Source organism: Pseudomonas sp. F8002, assembly GCF_013385495.1.
Classification (GTDB): Bacteria; Pseudomonadota; Gammaproteobacteria; order Pseudomonadales; family Pseudomonadaceae; genus Aquipseudomonas.
Window position 1 is genome coordinate 346,825 of sequence record NZ_JACAPW010000001.1, and the last position, 21,649, is coordinate 368,473.

Below are 21,649 nucleotides of genomic sequence, written 5' to 3' on the forward strand. Positions count from 1 at the left end.
TGCGGCGGATCCCTCAGTAATCCGCAAGTGAAAAGCGCAGGGATAGGCCCATCAGCGCACGCTGCATAAGCTGTTGTTGCCCGGTTGCAGATAGGGCGTAAGAATCGGCGCCATGCCCTTGAGTACCTGTACCGGCAACGCCGAAGTGAACTTGAAACCCTGGGCCGAAGCGCCGGGGACGAAGGCGGTCAGCGTGCCGAAATGATGCTCGCCGATGTAGAACACGAAGGTCGCCGTGCGGTTGATCGCCTTGGAGCTGAGAATCCGCCCGCCGGCGCCGATGGCTTCGATCCGGTTGTCGCCGGTACCGGTCTTGCCGCCCATGGCCAAAGGCGTACCGTCCGCCAGTTTGAAACTGCCGGACACGCGCCGTGCAGTGCCCGCGTCCACCACCTGGGACAGCGCGCCCTTGAGTGCCGTGGCCACCTCGGAAGGCATCACGCGTTTGCCGCGATTGGGGTCGTTGACCAAGCGGGTTTCGTACGGGGTGTCGGCGGCAAAGCGCAGGCTGTCGATACGCAGGGTGGGCTGGCGCACGCCATCATTGAGGATGATCCCCACCAGTTCCGCCAGGGCCGCCGGGCGGTCGCCGGAGCTGCCGATGGCCGTGGCAAGCGACGGCACCAGATGGTCGAAGGGGTAGCCGACTTTCTGCCAGCGCTGGTGAATATCGAGGAAGGCTTCGATCTCCAGCATGGTGCGGATGCGACTGTCGCGGGCACTCTTGTGGCGGCTCTTGAACAGCCAGCTGTAAACCTCCTGGCGCTCGTGTTCACTGGCGGCGGTGGCCTGGGTGAAGGTGGCGTCGGGGTTGTTCAGCAGGTAGCCCATCAGCCACAAATCCAGCGGGTGAACCTTGGCGATATAGCCTTGGTCAGGCAGATCGTAGGCGCCGGGGCCGTAATTCTGGTAGAGCTTTTCGAGGCGCTCGTCGGTGAGTTTTTCAGGGCTTTTGACGCTGCTCAAGTGCGAGCGGACGAAGCTGTTGAAACTCGCCTGGCTGGCGTTGGGCAGCAGATAGCGGTGTACGGCGGCCAGGCGAATGGCGGTGGGGTGCATGCTGTCGAGGAAGGTGTCGAGGCGCGCCTGGGTGTTCTTGTTGCGGTATTTCTTCCAGAACTTGAGCAGGAAGGTGGTGCCTTCGCGGTCGGCGAATTTGGCCAGGTATTCCTGGCGCCTCGGGTCACTGTCGTCCTTGAGCAACTCGGCACTGTTGTTCGCACCGTGATAGGTGCTGTAGCGCACCAGGTCACGCATCAGGCGAATGAACGGCAAGTTGATCGACTCGCGCAGGGCTTCGATCAACGTGGGATTGCGACCGTTGTCCTGGCTGCGGAAGTTATGGAAGTGGTGCATGCCGCCGCCGGTGAAAAAACCTTCGCCGGTGTTGGCCGAGTATTGGCGGTTGAGGGCGGCGTCGAGCATGGCCGGCAGGTTGCGGTCGCTGTTCTGGGCCAGGTAGTCGAGGGCCCAGCGGGTAATGCGGTCGGTGTCGTCGACCGGGACTTTGCGCAGCTCGGCGGCAGGCGTTGCAGCGTATTTATCATGCAGTTCACTGACGATTTGCAGGTAGGTGGTCATCACCCGCAGCTTGGCGGTTGAACCCAGTTCCAGCTTGCTGCCTTCGTTGATGTCGAATGGCTGGTCGGTGCTGTCGGTTTGCACGCGCACGCGGGCACCGTCGGGTGTCATCTCGTAGAGGTTGAAACTGTAGCGAACCTGAGCGGTGCTGGCGGGCGTCAGCAGCGTGGGCCCGAGCAGGCCGATCTGCGCGGCGAAGGCGGGGTCGGCGAGTTGCTTGAGGTACGTGCTGGCCTGGCTTTGCAGGTCGGCTTGCAAGGTGCTCGTGGCAGAGAGATCGAGCCGGTCGAGGTCGTACAGCGGCTGGTTGAGCAGGGCGGCCAGGCGCGTGCGGGCGACGCTGATGCCCTTGTTGGTTTCGATTGGCTGGATCGTCGGTTGTTGCTGCCAGTCACGGTAGGTGACTTTGCTGGCGAGGGCTGCGCTGGCCAGCGCCGGGTCGATCACGTTGTTTTGTGCGAGCAGGCGGATGTGGCTGTCGGTGAGGTCCGCCAGTTCCTTGTGGCCCTTGGACAGATAGTGAGACGGGCGACGCTGGGCGATCATCAGCGACAGCACCTCGCGCAACGCCAGACCCTTTTGCGGCAGCTGTTTGGGGTCGGTGCCGATGAGCAGCGCGTTTGTCTGGTTGAAGTCGGCGCCGTACCACACGCGCAAGCCTTCGGCCATGCCGTGCACTTCGCCATGGCCGGGTACCGCCGACAGGGGCACGCTGTTGAGGTAGTCGCGCACGATATCCTGGCGAGCGGCAAGGGTTTGCGGGCCGTCCTGATACGCGCGCACGCTGGCAGAAATCATCTGGCGGATTTTCTCGCCGCCGGACAGGGTCAGGCCGTCGGGCGAGTGGCGGTATTTCTCCAGTTGCGTGGCCAGGGTACTGCCGCCTGCCGTCTGGCCGGGCAGGTGCAAAAGCTTCGCCACCTGGGACCAGGCGGCCTTGGCAAAGCGCGGCCAATCCACGGCCGGGTTGAGTTGCGGGTTTTTCGGGTCCAGCAGGTCGCGGTCTTCGATAAACAGCAGGCTGCTGACCACCACCGGCGGGATCGCCGCAAAGCTTGGGTAGAACTGTTGTGGATACGTGAACTGATACAGCGGTGCGGCGCGGCAATCGGTGATGGTCAGACCGGCCTGGATTTTTTCCGGGTAGGGCACGAACAGGCCGCGCTGGGCGTAGGCCATCAGGTCGGGGGAGAAACGCGCTTGAGCCTGGATCAGGTAGTCACGCTTGATCAAGCGCGGCAGGAACTCGCCGAGGGCGCTGTAGCCCAGGCGCTTGTCAAAGGGCCCGGCGCCAGGGTAAACCCGCGCATAGCTGGGGCCCGAATGCATTTGGTAGGTGAGGGTTGAGGCAATGTCGGAGAAGGTCTTGGCCTGCAACCTTGAAGTGCGCATTTCCCGCAGGGCGGCAAAGCCCAGGGCGATCAGCGCAATCAGCAGCACCAGCCAGAACAGCCGCCACCACAACCGTCGGCGGGGAGGAGGGCTTTGTGGCAACGGCTGTTCATCCGGGCTATCGGTGGATACCGCAGCCTTGGTCGAAGCGTTTTGCCATAAAGCGCCCATAGTCGATTGATCCATTTACGCAGATTGATCGGACTTGGTTGAAGCTTAGACGGTGGTGGGCGAGTGGGAGGGATTTGTGAGTGTGATGTGGTGAGGGAGTTTGTTTTGGTAAAGGGAGTTTGCTGTGGCGAGGGAGCTTGCTCCCGCTGGAGTGCGAAGCACTCCCCAAGAACCCGCCCCGGTCTGATTGATAAACCGCATGCCCAGGTTTTGGGTCCGCTGCGCAGCCCAGCGGGAGCAAGCTCCCTCGCCACAGTGGTTGCTATTCCGGCTCATAGCCAGCAGGCATCCCACAGAGGGTAATCGCCGGCGCGTTTCACCAGTCCCGCTCTGATGGGATTGGCGATGATGTATCGAGCCAAGTGGCGCAAGTCTTCACCGTCCCGGATTCCCCTGTCGTGATAGCCGTTCTGCCAAAAAGCGCCTGTCCGGTTCCTCGCCCGGTTGATGGTGCAGGTGCTGCGGGATTTAACCGCCTGCATCAGTTGCGGCAGGCTGCGTTGCTCAAGCTGGACCAGCCAATGAAAGTGGTCAGGCATGATGACCCAGGCGATGGAGCTCCCCCATTTTTGCTCTTGTGCGCGCTTGAACTCTGCTACCAACAAGCGACCCAGACGAAAGTCGGCAAACAGGGGCTGACGATTGTGTGCCACCGCAGTCACCAGATAAGTCCTGCCGGGCTCGCTGAATCTGCCGGTCCGCAGGCGATGGGATTGAGGGCGAGTTGGCATTCCATTGCATTCCTTTGCTCCAGATGAATTGACGCTAGCAGCCTGATAAAGGCGTCGATCCCGGAATTATTGAGTACGTATTTCCGTGCCTGGAAATTCTCCGTGGCGAGGGAGCTTGCTGTGGCGAGGGAGCTTGCTCCCGCTGGAGTGCGAAGCACTCCCAAAGAACCCACCCCGGTCTAACTGATAAACCGTATGCCCAGGCTTTGGGTCTGCTGCGCAGCCCAGCGGGAGCAAGCTCCCTCGCCACAGCAAGCTCCTTCACCACAGCAAGCCCCTTCGCCACAGCAAGCTCCTCGCCACACCAAGCTCTTTCCCCACAATGGCCCTTGGTTGTCAGGAAGTGCCGCTCTAGAGCCTCCCCCACCGGTAAATCCGCCAAAGGTAGGGGCATGACGCTGCACCATTACCGTGCAATACTCGCCGCCGTTTGGTGGCGATGATTCCTACGCTAACCAGGTGATGCTCCTCCGCAAAAGGCGCCTTTACCGAGAGTTCCCGCTGAATCTTGCCGTTTATAGAGTGAAAACCCCTGGGTTTAGCTTTTTATACTGCACCCCCGCTGATCTGGCCCGGCCAGACCGTTTTACCCAAAAGGTGATCCGGCAACGGTACGCCATGGCAGACCCGCCATGACGCCCCGGACTCGGTGGCTCATATCCAATAACAAGACGAGGTTGTATCCCTATGCCAGCTGGCAATCATCTGCCCCACGGCGAGACCGCTCAGGGCGGTCCGCTGAAACGCGAACTCGGCGAACGGCATATTCGCCTGATGGCCCTCGGTGCATGCATCGGCGTCGGCCTGTTCCTAGGCTCGGCCAAGGCCATTGAAATGGCCGGCCCGGCGATCATGCTGTCGTACATCATCGGCGGCCTGGCGATCCTGGTGATCATGCGCGCCCTCGGCGAGATGGCCGTGCACAACCCGGTGGCCGGTTCGTTCAGCCGCTACGCCCAGGATTACCTCGGCCCGCTGGCGGGCTTTCTCACCGGCTGGAACTATTGGTTCCTGTGGCTGGTGACCTGCGTGGCAGAAATCACGGCCGTCGCCGTGTACATGGGCGTGTGGTTCCCCGATACACCCCGCTGGATCTGGGCCCTGGCAGCACTGATCAGCATGGGCACCATTAACCTGATCGCGGTCAAGGCCTTCGGTGAGTTCGAGTTCTGGTTCGCACTGATCAAGATCGTCACCATCATTGCCATGGTGATCGGCGGCGTCGGCATCATCGCGTTCGGCTTTGGCAACGATGGCGTGGCCCTGGGCATTTCCAACCTGTGGACCCACGGCGGCTTTATGCCCAATGGCGTGCAGGGTGTATTGATGTCCCTGCAGATGGTGATGTTCGCCTACCTGGGCGTGGAGATGATCGGCCTCACCGCCGGTGAAGCGAAGAACCCGCAGAAGACCATCCCGAGTGCCATCGGCTCGGTGTTCTGGCGCATCCTGCTGTTCTACGTCGGTGCGTTGTTCGTGATCCTGTCGATCTACCCGTGGAACGAAATCGGCACCCAGGGCAGCCCGTTCGTGATGACCTTCGAGCGCCTGGGTATCAAGACCGCCGCCGGCATCATCAACTTCGTGGTGATCACCGCGGCGTTGTCGTCGTGCAACGGCGGTATCTTCAGCACCGGGCGCATGCTCTACAGCCTGGCACAGAACGGCCAGGCCCCGGCCACGTTCGGTACCACCTCAAGCAACGGCGTGCCGCGCAAGGCGCTGCTGCTGTCGATCTTCGTGCTGTTGCTGGGCGTGCTGCTCAACTACATGGTTCCGGAAAAAGTCTTCGTCTGGGTCACTTCCATCGCTACCTTCGGCGCGATCTGGACCTGGCTGATGATCCTCCTGGCCCAGCTCAAGTTCCGCAAGAGCCTGACCCAGGCCGAACGTGACGGCCTTAAATACCGCATGTGGCTGTACCCGGTCAGCTCCTACCTGGCCTTGGCGTTCCTGGTGCTGGTGGTGGGCCTGATGGCGTACTTCCCGGACACCCGTGTGGCGCTCTACGTGGGGCCGGTGTTCCTGGTGCTGCTGACGGTGTTGTTCTACGTGTTCAAGTTGCAGCCGACTCAAGCGGCGGCACGCACCGCGAGCTGAGTTTCCTGCGCTCAACAAAAAGCCCCTTACGGGGCTTTTTGTTTTTCAGGCGGTGGCGGGAGGCGCCGGTTGGGTGAGCCGCTTGTTTAAATCCAGCCAGGCCCCCAGCAGCGCCATCAGCCCGGCGCCTATCAATGCGGTGAAGAGTTGCATGGCGAAGGCATCGCCGGTGATCGCATTGATCATGTCCGCCAGCGGTGCCAGCAGCACCCCCAGGCAGAACACCTCCAGGGAGTAGCGGCCCATGCGGCAGGTTTGCTGCGCCAGCCAGTTTTGCGTCCAGGCGTGGCCAGGCAACAGCTTGGCGGTGACATAGGCCAGGGCCAGGAAGTGCAGCAAACGCACGGGCGACAGGTCGGTCTTGCTGATGGGGTACAGCAGGTCACTGAGCGCCGACGGCATCAGCGCGTCGTGGATTTCCGGCCAGCGCCACGAGAGCGTGAGAACCCCCGCCAACAGCGCATACACCGCCGCAGCGACGAACAACGGTTGACGCAACAGGCGCCGAGTCTCGACAGGGCGGGGTTGCCCGGCATGAATCGCCGCCGCGCCGCCCAGCACAAACAGCAACTGCCAGGTCACCGGGTTGAAGTACCACACGCCGTCGGCAATCGCCGCCAGGTTCCAGCCCAGGTGCGGGGCCAGCAAGTACACCGCCAGCGAAACAGCCACCACCGCCCAGGTCTTGCGCAACAGCAACGGCAACACCAGCGGCAGGCAACCCAGCAGCACGATGTACAGCGGCAACGGGTCCATCAGGTTGGGTTTGAAGCGCAGCAACAGTTCATCCACCAGGGCTTGCTGGGGATGGGTGACGAAGTGCGTCAGGCCCATCTCTTCAACGAGGTCGCGGGTTTCCACATGGCTGTTGGCGAAGAACACGATGCCCATCAGCATCGCCAGCAAGAAGATGTGCACCACGTACAGCACCCAGGTGCGCCGCCAGATCTTCACGCAGGCGATCAGATAACCGTCGCGCTGCAGGATCTTGCCGTAGGCCAGCACGGCCGCATAACCGGCCAGGAACACGAAGACCTCCGCCGCGTCGCTGAAACCGAAGTTGCGCAGGGTGATCTGGCCCAGAGGGTTGTGGGGCACGTGATCCCAGAAAATAAAGATCAACGCCAGGCCCCGAAAAAAATCGATGCGCGGGTCGCGTCCGTTCAGCATGGCAGCGGGCTCTTGAACAAGGGGTTTAGTAATGACAAGTGGACGACGGCTTCAGTCGAGCCGTACGTCGGGCGGGCGCAGGTTGGCGGTATTTGTAAGCAATTGCAAAGCTGAGTTTTTTGCTGAATGTCTCATCGCTTTGTTTAAACGTCGATGATCACCAGCGTGCCTTGGCTGCCGGCGAGTACCGCGTGGGCGATGCCGGCTTCAACCAGGTACATCTGACCGGCGCCGACGTCGATGGCCTCCTCGCCAATAGACAGGCGCAAAGGCCGTCGATCACCAACAGCCCTTCGTTGTAGTCGTGGGTTTCTTCTTCATAAGCCTGTGCATCCATGCGCAGCACCTTGATCCGCGCCGGGCCGACCTGGCCCACGCGGGTGGATTTCCAGGTGTCCGGCAGTTGGGCGGCAAGGGCGGTGAAGTCGAGTAACGGCATGGTGAAGCTCCTTGTTTCAACGATGCCGTTCGGTGGTCCGGTTCAGCGGGGTTGTTCAGTGCGGGCTCAGGCCGCGGCGATTTCATTCGGCTCAAAACTATCGGCCCGCGCCATCTGCCACATGCGCGAATAAAACTCGCCGTTCACTTCGCCGGTGAGCAATTCGCCAGGTTTCAGGAACACATGCAGCTGCGAAAACAACTTGATCTCGGTGGCCGACATGCGCCGCACCAGGTGCTTGGCCGAGAGTTGCGAAGGGTGGTCGAGACCGGCGGCAGCGAGCATTTCGGCCAGGGCCTTCAGCGTGTTGCGGTGGAAGTTGAACACGCGCTGGGCCTTGTCCGGCACCACCAGTGCGCGCTGGCGCAACGGGTCCTGGGTGGCTACCCCGGTGGGGCATTTGTTGGTGTGGCAGCTTTGCGACTGGATACAGCCGATGGCGAACATGAAGCCCCGCGCCGAGTTGGCCCAGTCGGCACCGATGGCCAGGACGCTGGCGATGTCGAACGCGCTGACGATCTTGCCGCTGGCGCCGAGCTTGATCTTGTCCCGCAGGTTCAAGCCCACCAGGGTGTTGTGCACGAACAACAAGCCTTCACGCAGCGGCACGCCGATGTGGTCGGTGAACTCCACCGGCGCGGCGCCGGTGCCGCCTTCCTTGCCGTCCACCACGATAAAGTCCGGGAGGATGCCGGTTTCGAGCATGGCCTTGGCGATGCCCATGAATTCCCACGGGTGGCCCAGGCAGAACTTGAAGCCCACCGGTTTGCCGCCCGACAGTTCACGCAGCTGGGCGATGAAGTGCATCATTTCGATAGGAGTGGAAAACGCGCTGTGGCGCGACGGCGAGATGCAGTCCTCGCCCATCATGATGCCGCGGGTGTCGGCGATTTCCTGGGTGACCTTGTGCTTGGGCAGGATCCCGCCGTGGCCCGGTTTGGCGCCCTGGCTCATCTTGATTTCGATCATCCGCACTTGCGGGTTCTGCGCCTGCACGGCGAAGCGTTCCGGGTCGAAAAGGCCGGCGCTGGTGCGGCAGCCGAAGTAGCCGCTGCCGAGCTCCCAGGTCAGGTCGCCGCCGTTTTCCCGGTGATAGGGGCTGATGCTGCCTTCACCGGTGTCATGGGCGAAGTTGCCGAGCTTGGCCCCCTGGTTGAGCGCGCGAATCGCGTTGGCGCTCAGCGAACCGAAGCTCATGGCCGAGATGTTGAACACCGAGGCCGAGTAGGGCTGCTTGCATTGCGGGCCGCCGACGATCACGCGAAACGCGCTGGGGTCGCTCAGTGGCGCGGGGCGCATGGAGTGGCCGATAAACTCAAAGCCCGACTGGTACACGTCGATCAGCGTGCCGAAGGGTTTGTCGGCACTTTCATTCTTGGCGCGGGAATAGACCAGCGAGCGCTGGGCCCGGGAGAAGGGCAGGGCGTCGCTGTCGGATTCCAGCAGGTACTGGCGGATTTCCGGACGGATGCCTTCCACCAGGTAACGGATATTGCCCAGGATCGGGTAGTTGCGGCGCACCGCGTGGGGGCTTTGCAGCAGGTCGAAAATGCCGATCAGGCTAAGGATGCCGGTGACCACGGCGATCGGCCACAGCCATTCGTGTTCGATAAACGGCATGCTGGCGAGGGTGAAAATGACGCAGACGGCAAAGAACGCGTAACGGCTTAGTAACGACAGGCTCATACGGTTTTCCTTAGGTTCCACTCATCAGTAATACGATTTTCAGGCGTTTTGCGCCTGCAGAAAAATCGAGAACAGCTCCGACTGGGATTTGATCCCTAGCTTGCTGTACATGTGTTTCTTATGGACTTTCACGGTTTCAACAGAGATTTCCAGCTTACGAGCGATTTCCTTGCTGGAGCAACCACTGAGCATCAAACGGCCCACATCCAGCTCCCGCGCGGTGAGTTGCGCGCCCCAGCCATCGTTGTGGATCGGCTGCTCCGGAGCGCTCACCTGGTTGAGTTCATGGGGCAGGCGCTGGCGCAGCAAGCCCAGTACCCACGGTTGAATCAGCGACAGCAGGGCAATCTGCTGTGGGTCAAAGCGCTGTTTGGAGCCCAGGGAAAGGCACAGGGTTCGCCCGTCCGGTTGCTGGCAGTTGAACTGGATTTCATCGGCCACCACGTTCAGCCGGAAGTAGCGCTGGTAATACTCGGTCAGCTCGAAATGCTCCGGGGCCACTTCGGCCAGGCGAAACAGTCCGGTGCGCGAGTGTTCGCGGCTGGCGATGTAGAAGGGATCGAGCAGGTATAAACCGTTGAGGTAATCCTGGAACAGATGGTCGGGTTCGCCGTCCTGGCCCGGGCATTCGGCGAACACCAGGGGTTTGTGCTCGCTGCTGAACAGCAACACCACCCAACTGTCGAACGGCACATATTGGTCGAGCAACCGGACCAGCTGCGTCCAGAAATTCGGCTGGTCCAGGGCGTCTATCATCTGCCCCACCGAACGGTGCCAGGCGATGTCTTCCAGCGACAATGTCATGCATCTACCCCCATAGGGTTAACCCGGCTGCGTGATTTCCCGAGTGTTCGCGGCTGCGCATACTGCGCCACAGATAAAGAACAAGGAATAACCATGAAGGTCGAATTTGCCCAGCTGGCAGGCCGCGATAACGGCACAGCTTACAACCTTGAGCGCGCGTTGGCGGCAATTGCTGCGTGTGCGGCGGATACCCAATTGGTCGTATTCCCGGAAACCCACCTGATGGGCTTCCCGACCGCCGGCACCGTGGCCGAGGTGGCCGAGCCGGTGTACGGCCCGACCGTGCAGGCGATTATCCAGGCCGCCCGTGCGCGCAATGTCGCCGTGGTGATCGGCATGGCCGAGAGCGACGCGGGCCAATTCTATAACACCACCTTGATGATCACCCCGGACGGCATCGCCCTGCGCTATCGCAAGACCCACCTGTGGGCCTCGGACCGCGGCGTCTTCACCCCGGGTGACCGCTACGCCACCTGCGTGTGGAACGGCGTGCGAGTCGGCCTGTTGATCTGCTACGACATCGAATTCCCGGAAACCGCCCGGGCCCTGGCGCAGTTGGGGGCTGAAGTGTTGATCGTCACCAACGGCAACATGGACCCGTACGGCCCCACCCACCGCACCGCGATCATGGCCCGCGCCCAGGAAAACCAGGCGTTCGCGCTGATGGTCAACCGGGTGGAAGAGGGCGATGACGGCCTGATGTTCGCCGGTGGCAGTGCGCTGGTCGACCCGTTCGGCAGCTTGCTGTTTGAAGCCGGGCGCGGGGAAGGGCAGTTCAGGGTTGAACTGGACCTGGGGCAACTGGCGGCGGCGCGACAGGACTATCGCTACCTGGATGACCAGCGCTTGAAATTGCCGGGGGAGGTGATTGAGCGCGAGGACGGGACGCGGGAATTGTTGATCCCCAAACCCTGACACGGGTCTCGTGGCAAGGATGCTGTTGTGGCGAGGGAGCTTGCTCCCGCTGGGGCGCGAAGCGGCCCCAAGATTTTTGGGTCTGCTGCGCAGCCCGGCGGGAGCAAGCTCCCTCGCCACAAGAGGCGTTATCGCCACAAAAGTTGCACCCAGTCAAAAAGCTGCTTCAACCATAAAAATTATTGCGTTCGCTGCACCGACTTCAGTTCTGCCATAAATCTAATAATTGCGCGGAGAATCGCTCATGGCTCGTTTGCAACGCACCCTGTCGTTAGGGTCGGTGGTGCTGTTTGGCATCGCCTATATGACACCGATCATTGTCCTGGGCACCTTCGGTATCCTGGCGCAATCCACCGCCGGCATGGTCCCGGCCGCTTACCTGGCCGCCCTGGTGGCGATGTTCTTCACCGCCATGAGCTACGGCCGCATGGCCTCCGCGTTCCCGGTGGCCGGGTCCGCCTACAGCTATGTGCGCAAGGCCATCAGCCCCAAGCTGGGGTTTATCGCCGGTTGGGCGGTGTTGCTCGACTACCTGTTCCTGCCCATGGCCATCTGGCTGATCGGCGCGGCCTACCTGCATTCGGCCTTCCCGGCCGTGCCGCAATGGGTCTGGGTACTGGCGTTTATCGGGGTCACCAGTGTGATCAACATCATCGGCCTGAAACTCGCCAACGGCATCAACGCCTTGCTGATGCTGGTGCAGTTCCTGGTGCTGGTCGCCTTCGTCGCGCTGTGCATCCACTACATCGGCGGTGATGCGAGCAAGCCGCTGTGGACCATCACCCCGTTCTTCAACGGCCAGATGCAAATGCCGTTGATCATGAGCGGCGCGGCAATCGCCTGCTATTCGTTCCTGGGCTTTGACGCGGTCAGCACCCTGACCGAAGAAACCCGCGACCCGCGCCGCACGATTCCCCGGGCGATCATGCTGATCACCCTGATCGGCGGGCTGATCTTCGTCGGTGTGTCGTACTTCGTGCAGATCGCCCACCCATCGTTCGAGTTCACCGACGTGGATTCTGCCGCTTACGAGATTGCCCGCAACATTGGCGGCGACCTGTTTGTGTCGATCTTCCTGATCGGCCTGATCGTCGGCCAGTTCGCCTCGGGGCTGTCGGCGCAGGCTAGCGGTTCGCGGTTGCTGTTTGCGATGGGGCGCGACGGGGTGTTGCCCAAGTCGTTCTTCGGTACTTTGCACGCGCGCTTCGGTACGCCGGTCAACAGCATCCTGCTGTGTGCGGTGGTTGCGTTACTGGCGTTGAGACTGGACGTCACCACCTCCACCTCGTTCATCAACTTCGGTGCGTTCCTGGCTTTCAGCCTGGTGAACCTGTCGGTGATCTTCCACTACTGGATCGGTGCCAAGCAGCGCGGTTTGCGGGAGTTGGTGCTGTTCCTGGTGTTCCCGACCATCGGCCTGGTGGCGGATTTGTGGTTGATGGTCAGCCTTGATCACCTGGCGATTTACCTGGGCCTGAGCTGGTTGGCGATTGGCCTGGTGTACCTGGGTTTCCTGACGCGGGGCTTCTCCCGGCAGCCCCCGGAAATGGACTTTCAGGAAGCCGCATAGAAGCTTGGGGTCTATTCTTATTGCAATCGGTTCTCGTTTGGGTGCATCATTTGTGTTACTGTATAACACTTGATGTTCACCCAGACGCCCCGGAGGCCTTATGAAACCTGGTATCCACCCCGACTACCGCACCGTGTTGTTCCATGACACCGCCGCCGACGTTTTCTTCCTGATCGGTTCCACCGTGGAAACCGACCGTACGCAGCAACACAGCGACGGCAATACCTATCCCTACGTGCTCCTGGACGTGTCCAGCGCCTCGCACCCGGTGTACACCGGCCAACAGCGCAAGACCCAGTCCGAAGGCCGCATCGCCGGCTTCAACAAGCGGTTTGCGTCGTTTGGTTCGGCCGGTAAAACCGCCGAGGCGTGATGCATCGCGCGTTACCTCAGGGCCGCTTCATTCAATGAAGTGGCCCTTTTTTATGCCCACCTGACGAAGTGATGTCGCAAGGCCATCACTGCAAAGAAAAACCGACTAAACTGCTGGGTAATGGCCAGGAGGCTGTTACCTTGACCGTAGGACACGCACATCGACGCTATACGAGGTGCCCCATGGGAGAGTCAGTGACCTTCGCAAATCCCGACCGCCCGGTGGTGCTGTTGATTGACGCACACCCGGACGTGCTGGACCGCCTGACGCAGTTGCTGCGCCTGGAACCCTTTGAATTATGCCGCGCCACCGACGCCGCTCACGCGCTGGCGATTCTGGCGCAGCAACCCGTCGACCTGGTGATGAGCGCCGCGCGCCTGCCGGACATGGACGGCGCCACCCTGCTTGCGCAGATCCACCATGATTACCCGCACACCGTGCGCATCCTGCTGACCGGTGAAACCGACCTGACGCTGATCATCAAGGCCATCAACGAAGGGCAGATCTACCGCTACCTGAGCAAACCCTGGAAAGACGAAGAACTGCTGCTGGCGTTGCGGCAATCCCTGGCCCATCAACACTCCGAGCGTGAGCGCCTGCGCCTGGAGCAATTGACCCGCCAGCAGAACGACGAACTCAAGCAACTCAACGCCAGCCTGGAAAAACGCGTGGCCTCACGCACCAGCGAGCTGCAGCAAACCGCTGACATGCTCGACCTGGCCTACGAAGAACTCAAACACAGCTACGCCACCGGCACCGAAGTGTTCTCGCTGCTGGCCAACCTGCGCTTGCCCCGAGCCAAGCAAACCAACCGGCAGATCATCGAGCTGGTGCGCACCTGGTGCCACGGCCGCGGCCTGGATGAGGCCAGCAATCGCGACCTGACCATGGCCGCCGCGCTCTACAACATCGGCAAGTTGAGTTGGAGCGACAACATGATGGTCTCTCCCAGCGACCTGCTGCACAGCACCTACCGTGAGCGGTACCGGGCGTATCCGGCCCAGAGCGAATCGTTGCTGATGACCCTGGAACCGATGAAAGACGCGGCACGCTTGATCCGCCATCACCAGGAACGCTGGGACGGCAGCGGCTTTCCCGACCACCTCAAGGGCGAAGCAATACCTGTAGGTTCGCGCCTGTTGAAACTGGCGGTGGACTTCATCGAATTGCAACGCGGCTTGATCCTTGAGCGGCAGATGAACAGCGACGAAGCGCTGCTCTACATCCGCAAATACGCCGGGCGCCTTTACGACCCGGACATGGTCGAGGACTTCGTCCAGGCCTGCGCCGCGTTCCTCAGCGACGTGACCCTGGGCGACCCGTCGGTGAAGGTCCTGACCACCCGCGAACTGGCCGAAGGCATGGTGCTGGCGCGCAACCTCAACGCCGACAACGGCATGCTGCTGCTCAACGCCGGCAAGGTGTTGAACCTGCCGCTGGTGGACAAGCTGATTGCGTTCGAGGCCATGGAAGGGGCGAAGTACAGCGTGTTCATCAAGGAGCCGGATGAGGCACTGCTTTCGGGGTGAGACCGGTTCATGGGATCCTTGCGCCTTTGTATTCAAGGCGACCTTTTCATGACCTCCACCATTCGCATCGCCGCCGCCCTGCTGATCGGCAGCGACGGCCAGACCCTGCTGGTACGCAAGCGCGGCACCCAGGCCTTCATGCAGCCGGGCGGCAAGATCGATGCCGGCGAGCAACCCGCAGAGGCTTTGGCCCGTGAGCTGCACGAAGAACTGGGCCTGCGAGTTGATCCGGCGGCGGCTGTGTACCTTGGGCAGTTCTCGGCGCCGGCGGCGAATGAGCCGGGGTTTGTGGTGCAGGCCGATTTGTTCCAGGTGCACATCGACGTGGCGGTGATGCCGGCTGCCGAGATTGAAGAGGTTTGCTGGATCGACCCGGCTGGCGACGGTGGTTTGCAGCTTGCGCCGCTGACTCGGGATTTGATTCTGCCGTTCTACCGCGCGTCGCTGATCCCTGCCTGACCTTGTGGCGAGGGAGCTTGCTCCCGCTGGGGCGCGAAGCGGCCCCAGGATTTTTGGGTCTGCTGCGCAGCCCAGCGGGAGCAAGCTCCCTCGCCACAGGTAGCCGCTACAGGTCAGCGTACGGCGCTGACCCCGTCCAGGGTCGAAAACGAAGTGTCCTTGGCCGTCAGCAGAAAATCACGCATGTAGGGCGCGTCCAGCATGTCGGCGCGAATCCCGGCGTACAGCGTGGCAAACAAACCTTTCTCCCCCAGCCGCTTGGCCTTCACATACCCCCGGGAGCTGTATTCATGCAGCGCCCAATGGGGCATGCCGCACACGCCGCGACCGCTGGCCACCAACTGCATCATCATCACCGTCAGTTCCGAGGTGCGCACCTGGGCCGGTTCTACATCCGCCGGTTCCAGGAAGCGGGTGAAGATGTCCAGGCGATCCCGCTCCACCGGGTAGGTGATCAGGGTTTCGCTGATCAGGTCTTCGGGCACGATGTACGGCTTGTTCGCCAGCGGGTGCTGGTTGGCCACGGCGAGCATGGCTTCGTAGGTGAACAGCGGTACATAGGTGATGCCGGGCAGCTCCAGCGGATCCGAGGTCACCACCAGGTCCAGGTCGCCACGGGCCAGGGCCGGCAGCGGCGCGAAGGCGAAGCCGGAGGCCAGGTCCAGCTCGACTTCCGGCCAGGCATCGCGGAACTGGTCGATGGTCGGCATCAACCACTGGAAGCAACTGTGGCACTCGATGGCCATGTGCAAACGCCCGGCCGTGCCGCCGGCCAGGCGCGCGATGTCGCGTTCGGCACCGCGCAGCAAGGGCAGGGTGGCGTCCGCCAGTTGCAGCAGGCGCAGGCCGGCGCTGGTGAAGCGCAGCGGCTTGGTCTTGCGCACGAATAACTGCATGCCCATGCGCTCTTCCAGTTCCTTGAACTGGTGGGAGAGTGCTGATTGCGTCAGGTGCAGGCGCTCAGCGGCCTCCACCAGGCTGTCGGCTTCGCGCAAGGCGTGCAGGGTCTTGAGATGGCGGATTTCGAGCACGGGGTCTCCATGAATATAACTTGTGACAAATTCGGATCGGTTGAGTTTGTCTCATGTTGATAGGCCTGTCGACCGTCGTGCTCAAGTCCCGCCGTCTTCACACCCCGGCAAAGTGCCGGGTGGCCAGCGCTCGCCCGATATTGCCGCGCCAGATAGGATCTACCGTGGCCCCGGCTTGCGCCTGGGCGACTTGCCATTGCAGGCCCAGGTTGCGCTGCTCGGGAATCTTCAAGTGGGCCTTGATGAACTCGTCTAACTGCGCCCCGGCCTTGTCGTAATGAAAGTGCGCGTACCACAGGGTGGCGGGCGGCGTTTGTGTCAGGTCCTGAATCACGTATTCCTGAAGAAAATCCGCCCGTCCTTTCTTGCCTTCATTGAGGTTGCGGGCCGGTTCGCCCTTGCGAATCTCCACCACCCGTTGTTCGCGAAGGTAGTCCAGATAACCTTCGGTAGGGGTTTTGCTGGCGAGGGTCTGGCGGATTCGCAGGTTGCGGCCCTTGATGGTCAGCTCCGCGGCCTTGGCCCGCAGCTGGCGCACGAGGTCCTCGGTGGGGTCCAGGCGTTCCAGGCGATTGGCCCGCAGGTTCAACTCGGCCGCTTCACTGACCAGCAGGTGCTCCAGGTCCACCGGCAGCATTTTTTGCTCGGTGTAGGCGATGGCGCGGCTTTCGTACTGCGCGACGTTGTCGAGGCGAGCCCTGGCTTCGCTTACCACGAACGGCTTGACGTTGGACTCCGGAGGCGCAGGTTCCGAGGCAGCACTGTCCTTGAGTCGGGATTTGCCGCCGGGGCCCTTCACCCAGGTCTCGACGCGCCCGCTGGCGCTCTCAACCCGGTAAGTGGTGGCCTGGGTTTGCGGGTCGATGCTCTCGGTGCCCACCAGGGAAATATTGTCCTCGGTGTCGAATACCCGCCGCACAGGTTGCCCGGCCGGTGGGCGGCTTGCCGGCGACTCCTTGATGGCCCGGCGGGCGAGTTCGATCATCTGGTCAATGTCGACGAAAAACGCACTGAGTTGCGCTTGGTCGAAATGCTGCGGGTAACCGAGGTTCCAGGTGCGGATGGTCAGCCGGAATTGTTCATAGGCCTGTATGCAGTCTTCCAGCACCTTGCGCCGCTGTGTGATGTTGGCGCTGGCGTTGGGCAGTTCAAAATGCGAAGCCCATGCCCGGTTGACTTTGGCGTAGCTTTCCCGGGCCTGGGCCCGCAAGTAGAACCAAGACAGCTCGGCAACTTCGGGGTAAGTCTCAAGGGTATCGAAGCGGTGTAACAATTTCAGGTGCGTGCGGTAGCTGTCATTGAGCGTACGTCGGAATTGCTCCAGCATCGGGCTTAGCCGGGTACGGTGTGCGGCATCGGTAACCTGATCGAACCAGCGGTTGAACTGGGAAAAGTCGGCATCGATCCGGTCCAAGTCACGCAGAATCTCGCTGCTGATTCTTTTACGCTGCCGCAGGATCTCCAGCATGGCGGGAACGATTGCCAAGGTGTCGAAAACCTCGGGGGAGATAGCGGTCATGTTATGGGTTCCAAGCTCCAGGATCCGTGCCTCGATCTGCTTGAAGTGATAGCGCGCCCGGTTCAGGGTGGTCAGGGTCAGGCGCGCCGCGTTGCGGCTCATGTCCTCTCTGATCGCGCGCTGGCGGTTGCCGCTGGTAAAGGGCGCGAACTCTGTCAGTTCCTGATACTGGCGGCTGTACAGTTCGATGTCCTGCTCGAAGGATCTGCGGATCGCCGGGCCTGCGCTGTCGGTGCGGGCCATCAGTTCTTCGGTTCGGTTAATGGAGAGCGCAATCAGGTCTTCGCGGCTGTTGATACTGTTGGCCAGCGCCTGTTGGCGGCGCAGGGCGCGGTCGGTCCACCAGCGTGGCAAGTAATCACGGATCGACTGGGGCCAGATCGGATCAAGCACTTCGGCCATATGCCCGAGCACGCTGCCGCCACCCGCCAGGCCGCCCTTGAATGCGCTGCCGTAGACGCCGTAGTGAGTGTCCCATTCGCCGTTTTCATCCAGGGCAATCGGCTGCTTGTAGGTTTTGCTGCGGGTCGGGCTCAGGCGCCAGTCCAGGGGATCGCCGGCCAGCTCAACCTGATAGATGCGTCCGCGCCGCACGATGAAGTCGCCTTCGGTATGCCGGTACACGTTGCGATAAAAACCGTGGGTTTGAGGGTGCAGCCCGGACAGCGAGATCACTCCTTCATATTCATAACCGGCGAAACGCTGTGCCGCCCGCCGAGCCTGGGTGACCGAGGGCAGGTGCAGGCTGGCGGCGCTGCTGGCCAGATGGCGCAATTGACGCTGGCGCGTGGCGGCGCGGGCGTTGACCGGCAGGGCGAGGCTGCCCGGCAGAATATCCATGGCGCAGTCGATCAGCGACAACAGCACCGCCTCGACCTCGGCCAGGCCATGGCCGACGTTCCCGCGCAGGAACGCAGCAGTGGCCAGGTTGGCACTGGACCAGGCGTCATACAACGCGACGACCGAACCCACGAAAGGCACCAGCCCCAGGGCGATTTTCAGGTAGTTGAAGATCAGCCCGGCGCGCAGCGCATTCTGCTCCAGCAACAAGGCCGCGTTGGAGCGCGAGGTCGCGCGATGCGCTTCTATGACGCGGCCCATATGGGCGTTCAGCAAATGGGCGGCCAGCGATGTGGTGGCCGGCCACGGGGTTCCGACGGCAAAGACCGGATCAAAATTCCGTTGCTGGGCCTGGGCGATCCGGGCGAGGTGGGCGGCGGTGTCGCCCTTGATGGCCAGGCCGGCCAGGTAGGCGCTCATGCCGCTGACCAGGCTGAGGTCGTAGAGCGCCTTGCGGGCCAGTTCCAGGCTCGCGTAGCGCCGCAGATCCTGGTTGTCCGGGCTGTTTGGCAGGTACAGCAGGGTTGTGCCGGAGATTTGTTCCTGGATGAAGGTGACCCCTGACAGGGTGGTCGGACCGAAGTCGGTATCTTCACCGCCCGCACTCAGGGTGGCCGGCAGCAGCACGATTTTCTTGTCTTCCACCTGCCAGGCATCCGCGTTGTCGGCGTCGATGGCGATGTTCAGCACCCGCAGATCGTTGTCGTCGAATCGCCCCAGGGCCCGCGCGCGTTTGCCTTGCAGCATGAGCATCAGGCGCAGCGGCTCGGTCAGGCATTCGCGACGGTGCTGCGTGGTGAAAGGCGCCGCCGCGGGATCACCGAGGAAGGTGCGGGTGATCAAGCTTTCGTAGGCCCCGGCGAGGTCGAGTTCCTTGACCAGGGTCTTCAGGTACTCCAGGGACAGGCCGGCGGTCAGCCGGGTGGTTTCAAGGGCATTGGGGCCGGTGACATCGAGCTTCATGTAGGTCAGGCGCTGGGCCAGCGTCGGGTCGATGTTTTGCTGGGCCAGTTGCAACAATGACAGGGTGCTGCGGCGGGTACTGGGCACCGTCACATACTTGAACGGTGTACCCGGGCCCGCGTATTCGGACAGGTATTCGCGCTCCTGGCTGACCGTGTCGGGCAGGTCCAGTTGCACCGACCAGGTGTGTTCAAGCTGGAAGTCTTCGCGCAGGCGTTGGTCCAGGCGGCGCTGGCCGAAGTCGTCGAAGGGTTCCAGCTCGCGCTCGAGCAATTGCTGCGAGCGATGCAGGGCGCTGATCTGCGCGTGTATCAGGTGCTTGAGCGCCAGGCGTTCATCTGCCGGCAACTGGCTCAACTCCCCAGGCAATGACCCGGCCAGGGTGGTGCTGCGTTGTTGTTCGAGCAGTTGTCCGTACGCCAGTTCCCGCGCCGGGCACATCGGGGTTTGCAGGGTAAACAGGGTTTGCTCTTTGAGTTTGTCCAGGGCTTCGGTTCGCTCCTGGCCGAACGGAGGCACCGGGAAGAGGGAGATCAGCGCATACGCCTGTTGTTCGCTGGCGTACAGCTGCTGTTGCAACGAGTATTCAATCGGGTCGCCGGTCAGCGGCGACAATTGCAGGGTGACGTCCTGCGCTTCGCTCGACAGCTTGAACAGCGAGTGTTCCAGGGCTTGGCGGGATTCGAAACGCTGCAGGCCCCCTGCATTGCCGGGCCAGTACAGCAACAGGCTGTGGGGCGCCGAAGAGGTCAGCGCGCTGGTCTGGGTGATGAGCAACAGGCCTGTCAGCTCCTCGGAACCTTCCCTTGGGTCACGGCTGGAGAGGATCAGGCGGGTCACCGCGACAGCCGGGCGGCGTTCCGGGGCCGCGGGGTGTTCCGTGACGGCCAGGAGCAGGCCGTGTTCTTCATCGCTGATCTGCTGGAGCGCATGCTGGATGGCGCCCTCGGCGCGCAGGGCGGCGAGCCGCGCCTGGTAGAGCGCGTCATAGTCCGGATTGGGTTTTTGCCTCAGCTCAAGTTGATCGAAGGCGGCTTTTTTTGCCAGCAGGCCGCTGGCGGCATCATTGCCGGCCTGCTCTGCGTCTTTCAGCGCTTGCATCAAACCCTTCAACTGCGCCAGCCGGGCGGTTTGCTCAGGGCCATCGCCCAGGAAGCGCTCCAGTGCGCTGCGTTGCAGCCTGATCGCGGCCCAGCGTTGGCCCAGGGCAATGTCGGCGCTGAGATGGCCGAAGGGCAGGGCAGGAGGCAGGTCGTCAGCGTCCGGGCCGGGCGTATCTGCCGGTTGATGCGGTGCGATAAGCATCGGGATTTTCCGGCGCTGGCTGTCCAGGCGGTCGGCATCATCCAGGGCATGGCTGGCGTAACGGGCCAGGTCACTGCCATTGCGATGACGGTTGCGCAGGCTTTCCAGCTGAGCCGCGTGCAGGTGCGACAGCAGGTCCAGAATGCCGTGCTCCAGGGGTTCGGTGCGCGAGCTGTATTCGACGGTGACAGCGTCAGCCGCGACGTCCGGCGGGATCAGTTGCTGATGCGCTGCGACCAGCCACTGCTCCATGTCGCTGCGTTGGCTGAAGACCATCACGCCGGGTTGCCGGCAGGGCAAGTACAGGGTTTGTGTCAACAGCGGCTCCTGGCCCACGGAGATGACCCAGGCACCAGGCAATTTGACCTTGCTCAAGTCGGGCAGCAGCAACGCCAGCTGGCAGGTCTCGACGGGGCGTATGCCATTGGGGGTGGTGACCGGGTTGAGCACTGTCTGCAACGAGATCAGTTGTTGGGCACCCAGTCTTCCCTGGGCATAGGCCGATTGCCCGCAGGCCTCGAAATGCTGGCAGTACAGTTGTGCCGCCCGCTCGCGACGGGACAACGGCGTACCCGGCGCCCGGGTACTCCAATAGTTTTCCCAGCGGGCGCTGAGCAGTTTCCCCAGGCCCAGTGCCTGGAGCCGCTTGAGCAATTGCACGGGCGTGAGGGCTGACAGGCGGTGGGACGCCAGGCCGACCACGGTGCTGCGGGCATCCAGGGTGGGGGAGATGTCTGGAAACTGGCAGATAAATCCCCAGGCATCCACCAGGCTGACGAAGTGCTCGTCGTGATCTTCGGTCTTGAGAAAACCCAGGCCGACCGGTGCGGTGCCCAGTTGCCAATGCTCTGTGAGCAGTTGTTCGATGGAGTCACGTACGCCGGGTGCCTGGGCAATCAGTTGATGCAGCTCCTGTTGGCTTTCGCGCCAGCGCGCTGAGGCTTGCAGGGACAGGCTCTGGTCCTGGAGGCGGGCCTGGCCTGGAAGCGACGGTGAGGCGAAGTCGCTCAGGGTGGCAGACGGGGGAAGTAGGGTGAGGTCACTCATGATGGTGTGTTCATGCTCTGGTGA

13 protein-coding genes and 1 pseudogene are annotated in these 21,649 nt (G+C 62.2%); 6 read left to right on the plus strand and 8 right to left on the minus strand.

From position 1 onward, the window contains the following. Nucleotides 1-51 precede the first annotated feature (51 nt). Both HX811_RS01585 and HX811_RS01590 read right to left on the minus strand, forming a co-directional pair. A complete protein-coding gene (locus tag HX811_RS01585; RefSeq protein WP_177044481.1) occupies nucleotides 52-3,144 on the minus strand; it encodes a biosynthetic peptidoglycan transglycosylase in 3,093 nt (1,030 codons plus the stop codon). Nucleotides 3,145-3,416: 272 nt separating this feature from the next. Then, nucleotides 3,417-3,875 carry a transposase gene (locus HX811_RS01590; RefSeq protein WP_177044482.1) on the minus strand — a complete coding sequence of 153 codons (459 nt, stop codon included), beginning with the start codon at nucleotides 3,873-3,875 and terminating at the stop codon, nucleotides 3,417-3,419. A 687-nt stretch (nucleotides 3,876-4,562) separates the two neighbouring features. On the opposite strand from HX811_RS01590, the gene HX811_RS01595 reads away from it, so the two are divergent. After that, entirely contained in the window at nucleotides 4,563-5,975 is a 1,413-nt protein-coding gene (locus tag HX811_RS01595; RefSeq protein WP_003216436.1) for an amino acid permease, read from the plus strand. 45 nt (nucleotides 5,976-6,020) lie between these two features. Here the strand turns inward: HX811_RS01595 and HX811_RS01600 are convergent, their stop codons facing one another. The 4 genes and pseudogenes from HX811_RS01600 to HX811_RS01615 form a co-directional block, all read right to left on the minus strand. Further along, nucleotides 6,021-7,145, minus strand: a complete 1,125-nt coding sequence (locus tag HX811_RS01600) for an OpgC family protein (protein WP_177044483.1) — start codon at nucleotides 7,143-7,145, stop codon at nucleotides 6,021-6,023. Nucleotides 7,146-7,288: 143 nt separating this feature from the next. Next, a pseudogene (locus HX811_RS01605) lies at nucleotides 7,289-7,584 on the minus strand (cupin domain-containing protein). A 66-nt stretch (nucleotides 7,585-7,650) separates the two neighbouring features. Then, a complete protein-coding gene (locus HX811_RS01610; protein ID WP_003216444.1) occupies nucleotides 7,651-9,270 on the minus strand; it encodes an FMN-binding glutamate synthase family protein in 1,620 nt (539 codons plus the stop codon). Nucleotides 9,271-9,309: 39 nt separating this feature from the next. After that, a complete protein-coding gene (locus HX811_RS01615; RefSeq protein WP_003216446.1) occupies nucleotides 9,310-10,074 on the minus strand; it encodes a LuxR C-terminal-related transcriptional regulator in 765 nt (254 codons plus the stop codon). 93 nt (nucleotides 10,075-10,167) lie between these two features. Between HX811_RS01615 and HX811_RS01620 the strand changes: the two genes are divergently transcribed. From HX811_RS01620 to HX811_RS01640, 5 genes are all read left to right on the plus strand, one after another. Next, the gene (locus HX811_RS01620) at nucleotides 10,168-10,989 is read left to right on the plus strand and encodes a carbon-nitrogen hydrolase family protein (RefSeq protein ID WP_177044484.1); all 822 of its coding nucleotides are present in this window, start codon (nucleotides 10,168-10,170) and stop codon (nucleotides 10,987-10,989) included. 244 nt (nucleotides 10,990-11,233) lie between these two features. Continuing rightward, nucleotides 11,234-12,559: an APC family permease gene (locus HX811_RS01625; RefSeq protein ID WP_003216451.1), complete on the plus strand. Its 1,326-nt coding sequence runs from the start codon at nucleotides 11,234-11,236 to the stop codon at nucleotides 12,557-12,559. A gap of 100 nt (nucleotides 12,560-12,659) precedes the next feature. Beyond that, nucleotides 12,660-12,932 (plus strand): type B 50S ribosomal protein L31, encoded by a 273-nt coding sequence (locus HX811_RS01630; RefSeq protein ID WP_003216453.1) that lies wholly within the window; start codon nucleotides 12,660-12,662, stop codon nucleotides 12,930-12,932. 182 nt (nucleotides 12,933-13,114) lie between these two features. Continuing rightward, nucleotides 13,115-14,461: an HD domain-containing phosphohydrolase gene (locus HX811_RS01635; protein WP_177044485.1), complete on the plus strand. Its 1,347-nt coding sequence runs from the start codon at nucleotides 13,115-13,117 to the stop codon at nucleotides 14,459-14,461. A 48-nt stretch (nucleotides 14,462-14,509) separates the two neighbouring features. Then, nucleotides 14,510-14,920, plus strand: a complete 411-nt coding sequence (locus tag HX811_RS01640) for an NUDIX domain-containing protein (protein WP_177036176.1) — start codon at nucleotides 14,510-14,512, stop codon at nucleotides 14,918-14,920. Between the two features lie 113 nt (nucleotides 14,921-15,033). On the opposite strand, the gene metR is transcribed toward HX811_RS01640, so the two are convergent. After that, entirely contained in the window at nucleotides 15,034-15,951 is a 918-nt protein-coding gene (gene metR, locus HX811_RS01645) for a transcriptional regulator MetR (RefSeq protein ID WP_003216460.1), read from the minus strand. A 97-nt stretch (nucleotides 15,952-16,048) separates the two neighbouring features. Further along, nucleotides 16,049-21,625, minus strand: coding sequence for a dermonecrotic toxin domain-containing protein (locus HX811_RS01650; protein WP_177044486.1), 5,577 nt, complete (start codon nucleotides 21,623-21,625; stop codon nucleotides 16,049-16,051). Between the last annotated feature and the right edge of the window lie 24 nt (nucleotides 21,626-21,649).

Coding starts and splice junctions, on each gene's coding strand:
- HX811_RS01585 (WP_177044481.1), bottom strand. CDS start 3,144: ATGGGCGCTTTATGGCAAAACGCTTCGACCAAGGCTGCGGTATCCACC.
- HX811_RS01590 (WP_177044482.1), bottom strand. CDS start 3,875: ATGCCAACTCGCCCTCAATCCCATCGCCTGCGGACCGGCAGATTCAGC.
- HX811_RS01595 (WP_003216436.1), top strand. CDS start 4,563: ATGCCAGCTGGCAATCATCTGCCCCACGGCGAGACCGCTCAGGGCGGT.
- HX811_RS01600 (WP_177044483.1), bottom strand. CDS start 7,145: ATGCTGAACGGACGCGACCCGCGCATCGATTTTTTTCGGGGCCTGGCG.
- HX811_RS01610 (WP_003216444.1), bottom strand. CDS start 9,270: ATGAGCCTGTCGTTACTAAGCCGTTACGCGTTCTTTGCCGTCTGCGTC.
- HX811_RS01615 (WP_003216446.1), bottom strand. CDS start 10,074: ATGACATTGTCGCTGGAAGACATCGCCTGGCACCGTTCGGTGGGGCAG.
- HX811_RS01620 (WP_177044484.1), top strand. CDS start 10,168: ATGAAGGTCGAATTTGCCCAGCTGGCAGGCCGCGATAACGGCACAGCT.
- HX811_RS01625 (WP_003216451.1), top strand. CDS start 11,234: ATGGCTCGTTTGCAACGCACCCTGTCGTTAGGGTCGGTGGTGCTGTTT.
- HX811_RS01630 (WP_003216453.1), top strand. CDS start 12,660: ATGAAACCTGGTATCCACCCCGACTACCGCACCGTGTTGTTCCATGAC.
- HX811_RS01635 (WP_177044485.1), top strand. CDS start 13,115: ATGGGAGAGTCAGTGACCTTCGCAAATCCCGACCGCCCGGTGGTGCTG.
- HX811_RS01640 (WP_177036176.1), top strand. CDS start 14,510: ATGACCTCCACCATTCGCATCGCCGCCGCCCTGCTGATCGGCAGCGAC.
- HX811_RS01650 (WP_177044486.1), bottom strand. CDS start 21,625: ATGAGTGACCTCACCCTACTTCCCCCGTCTGCCACCCTGAGCGACTTC.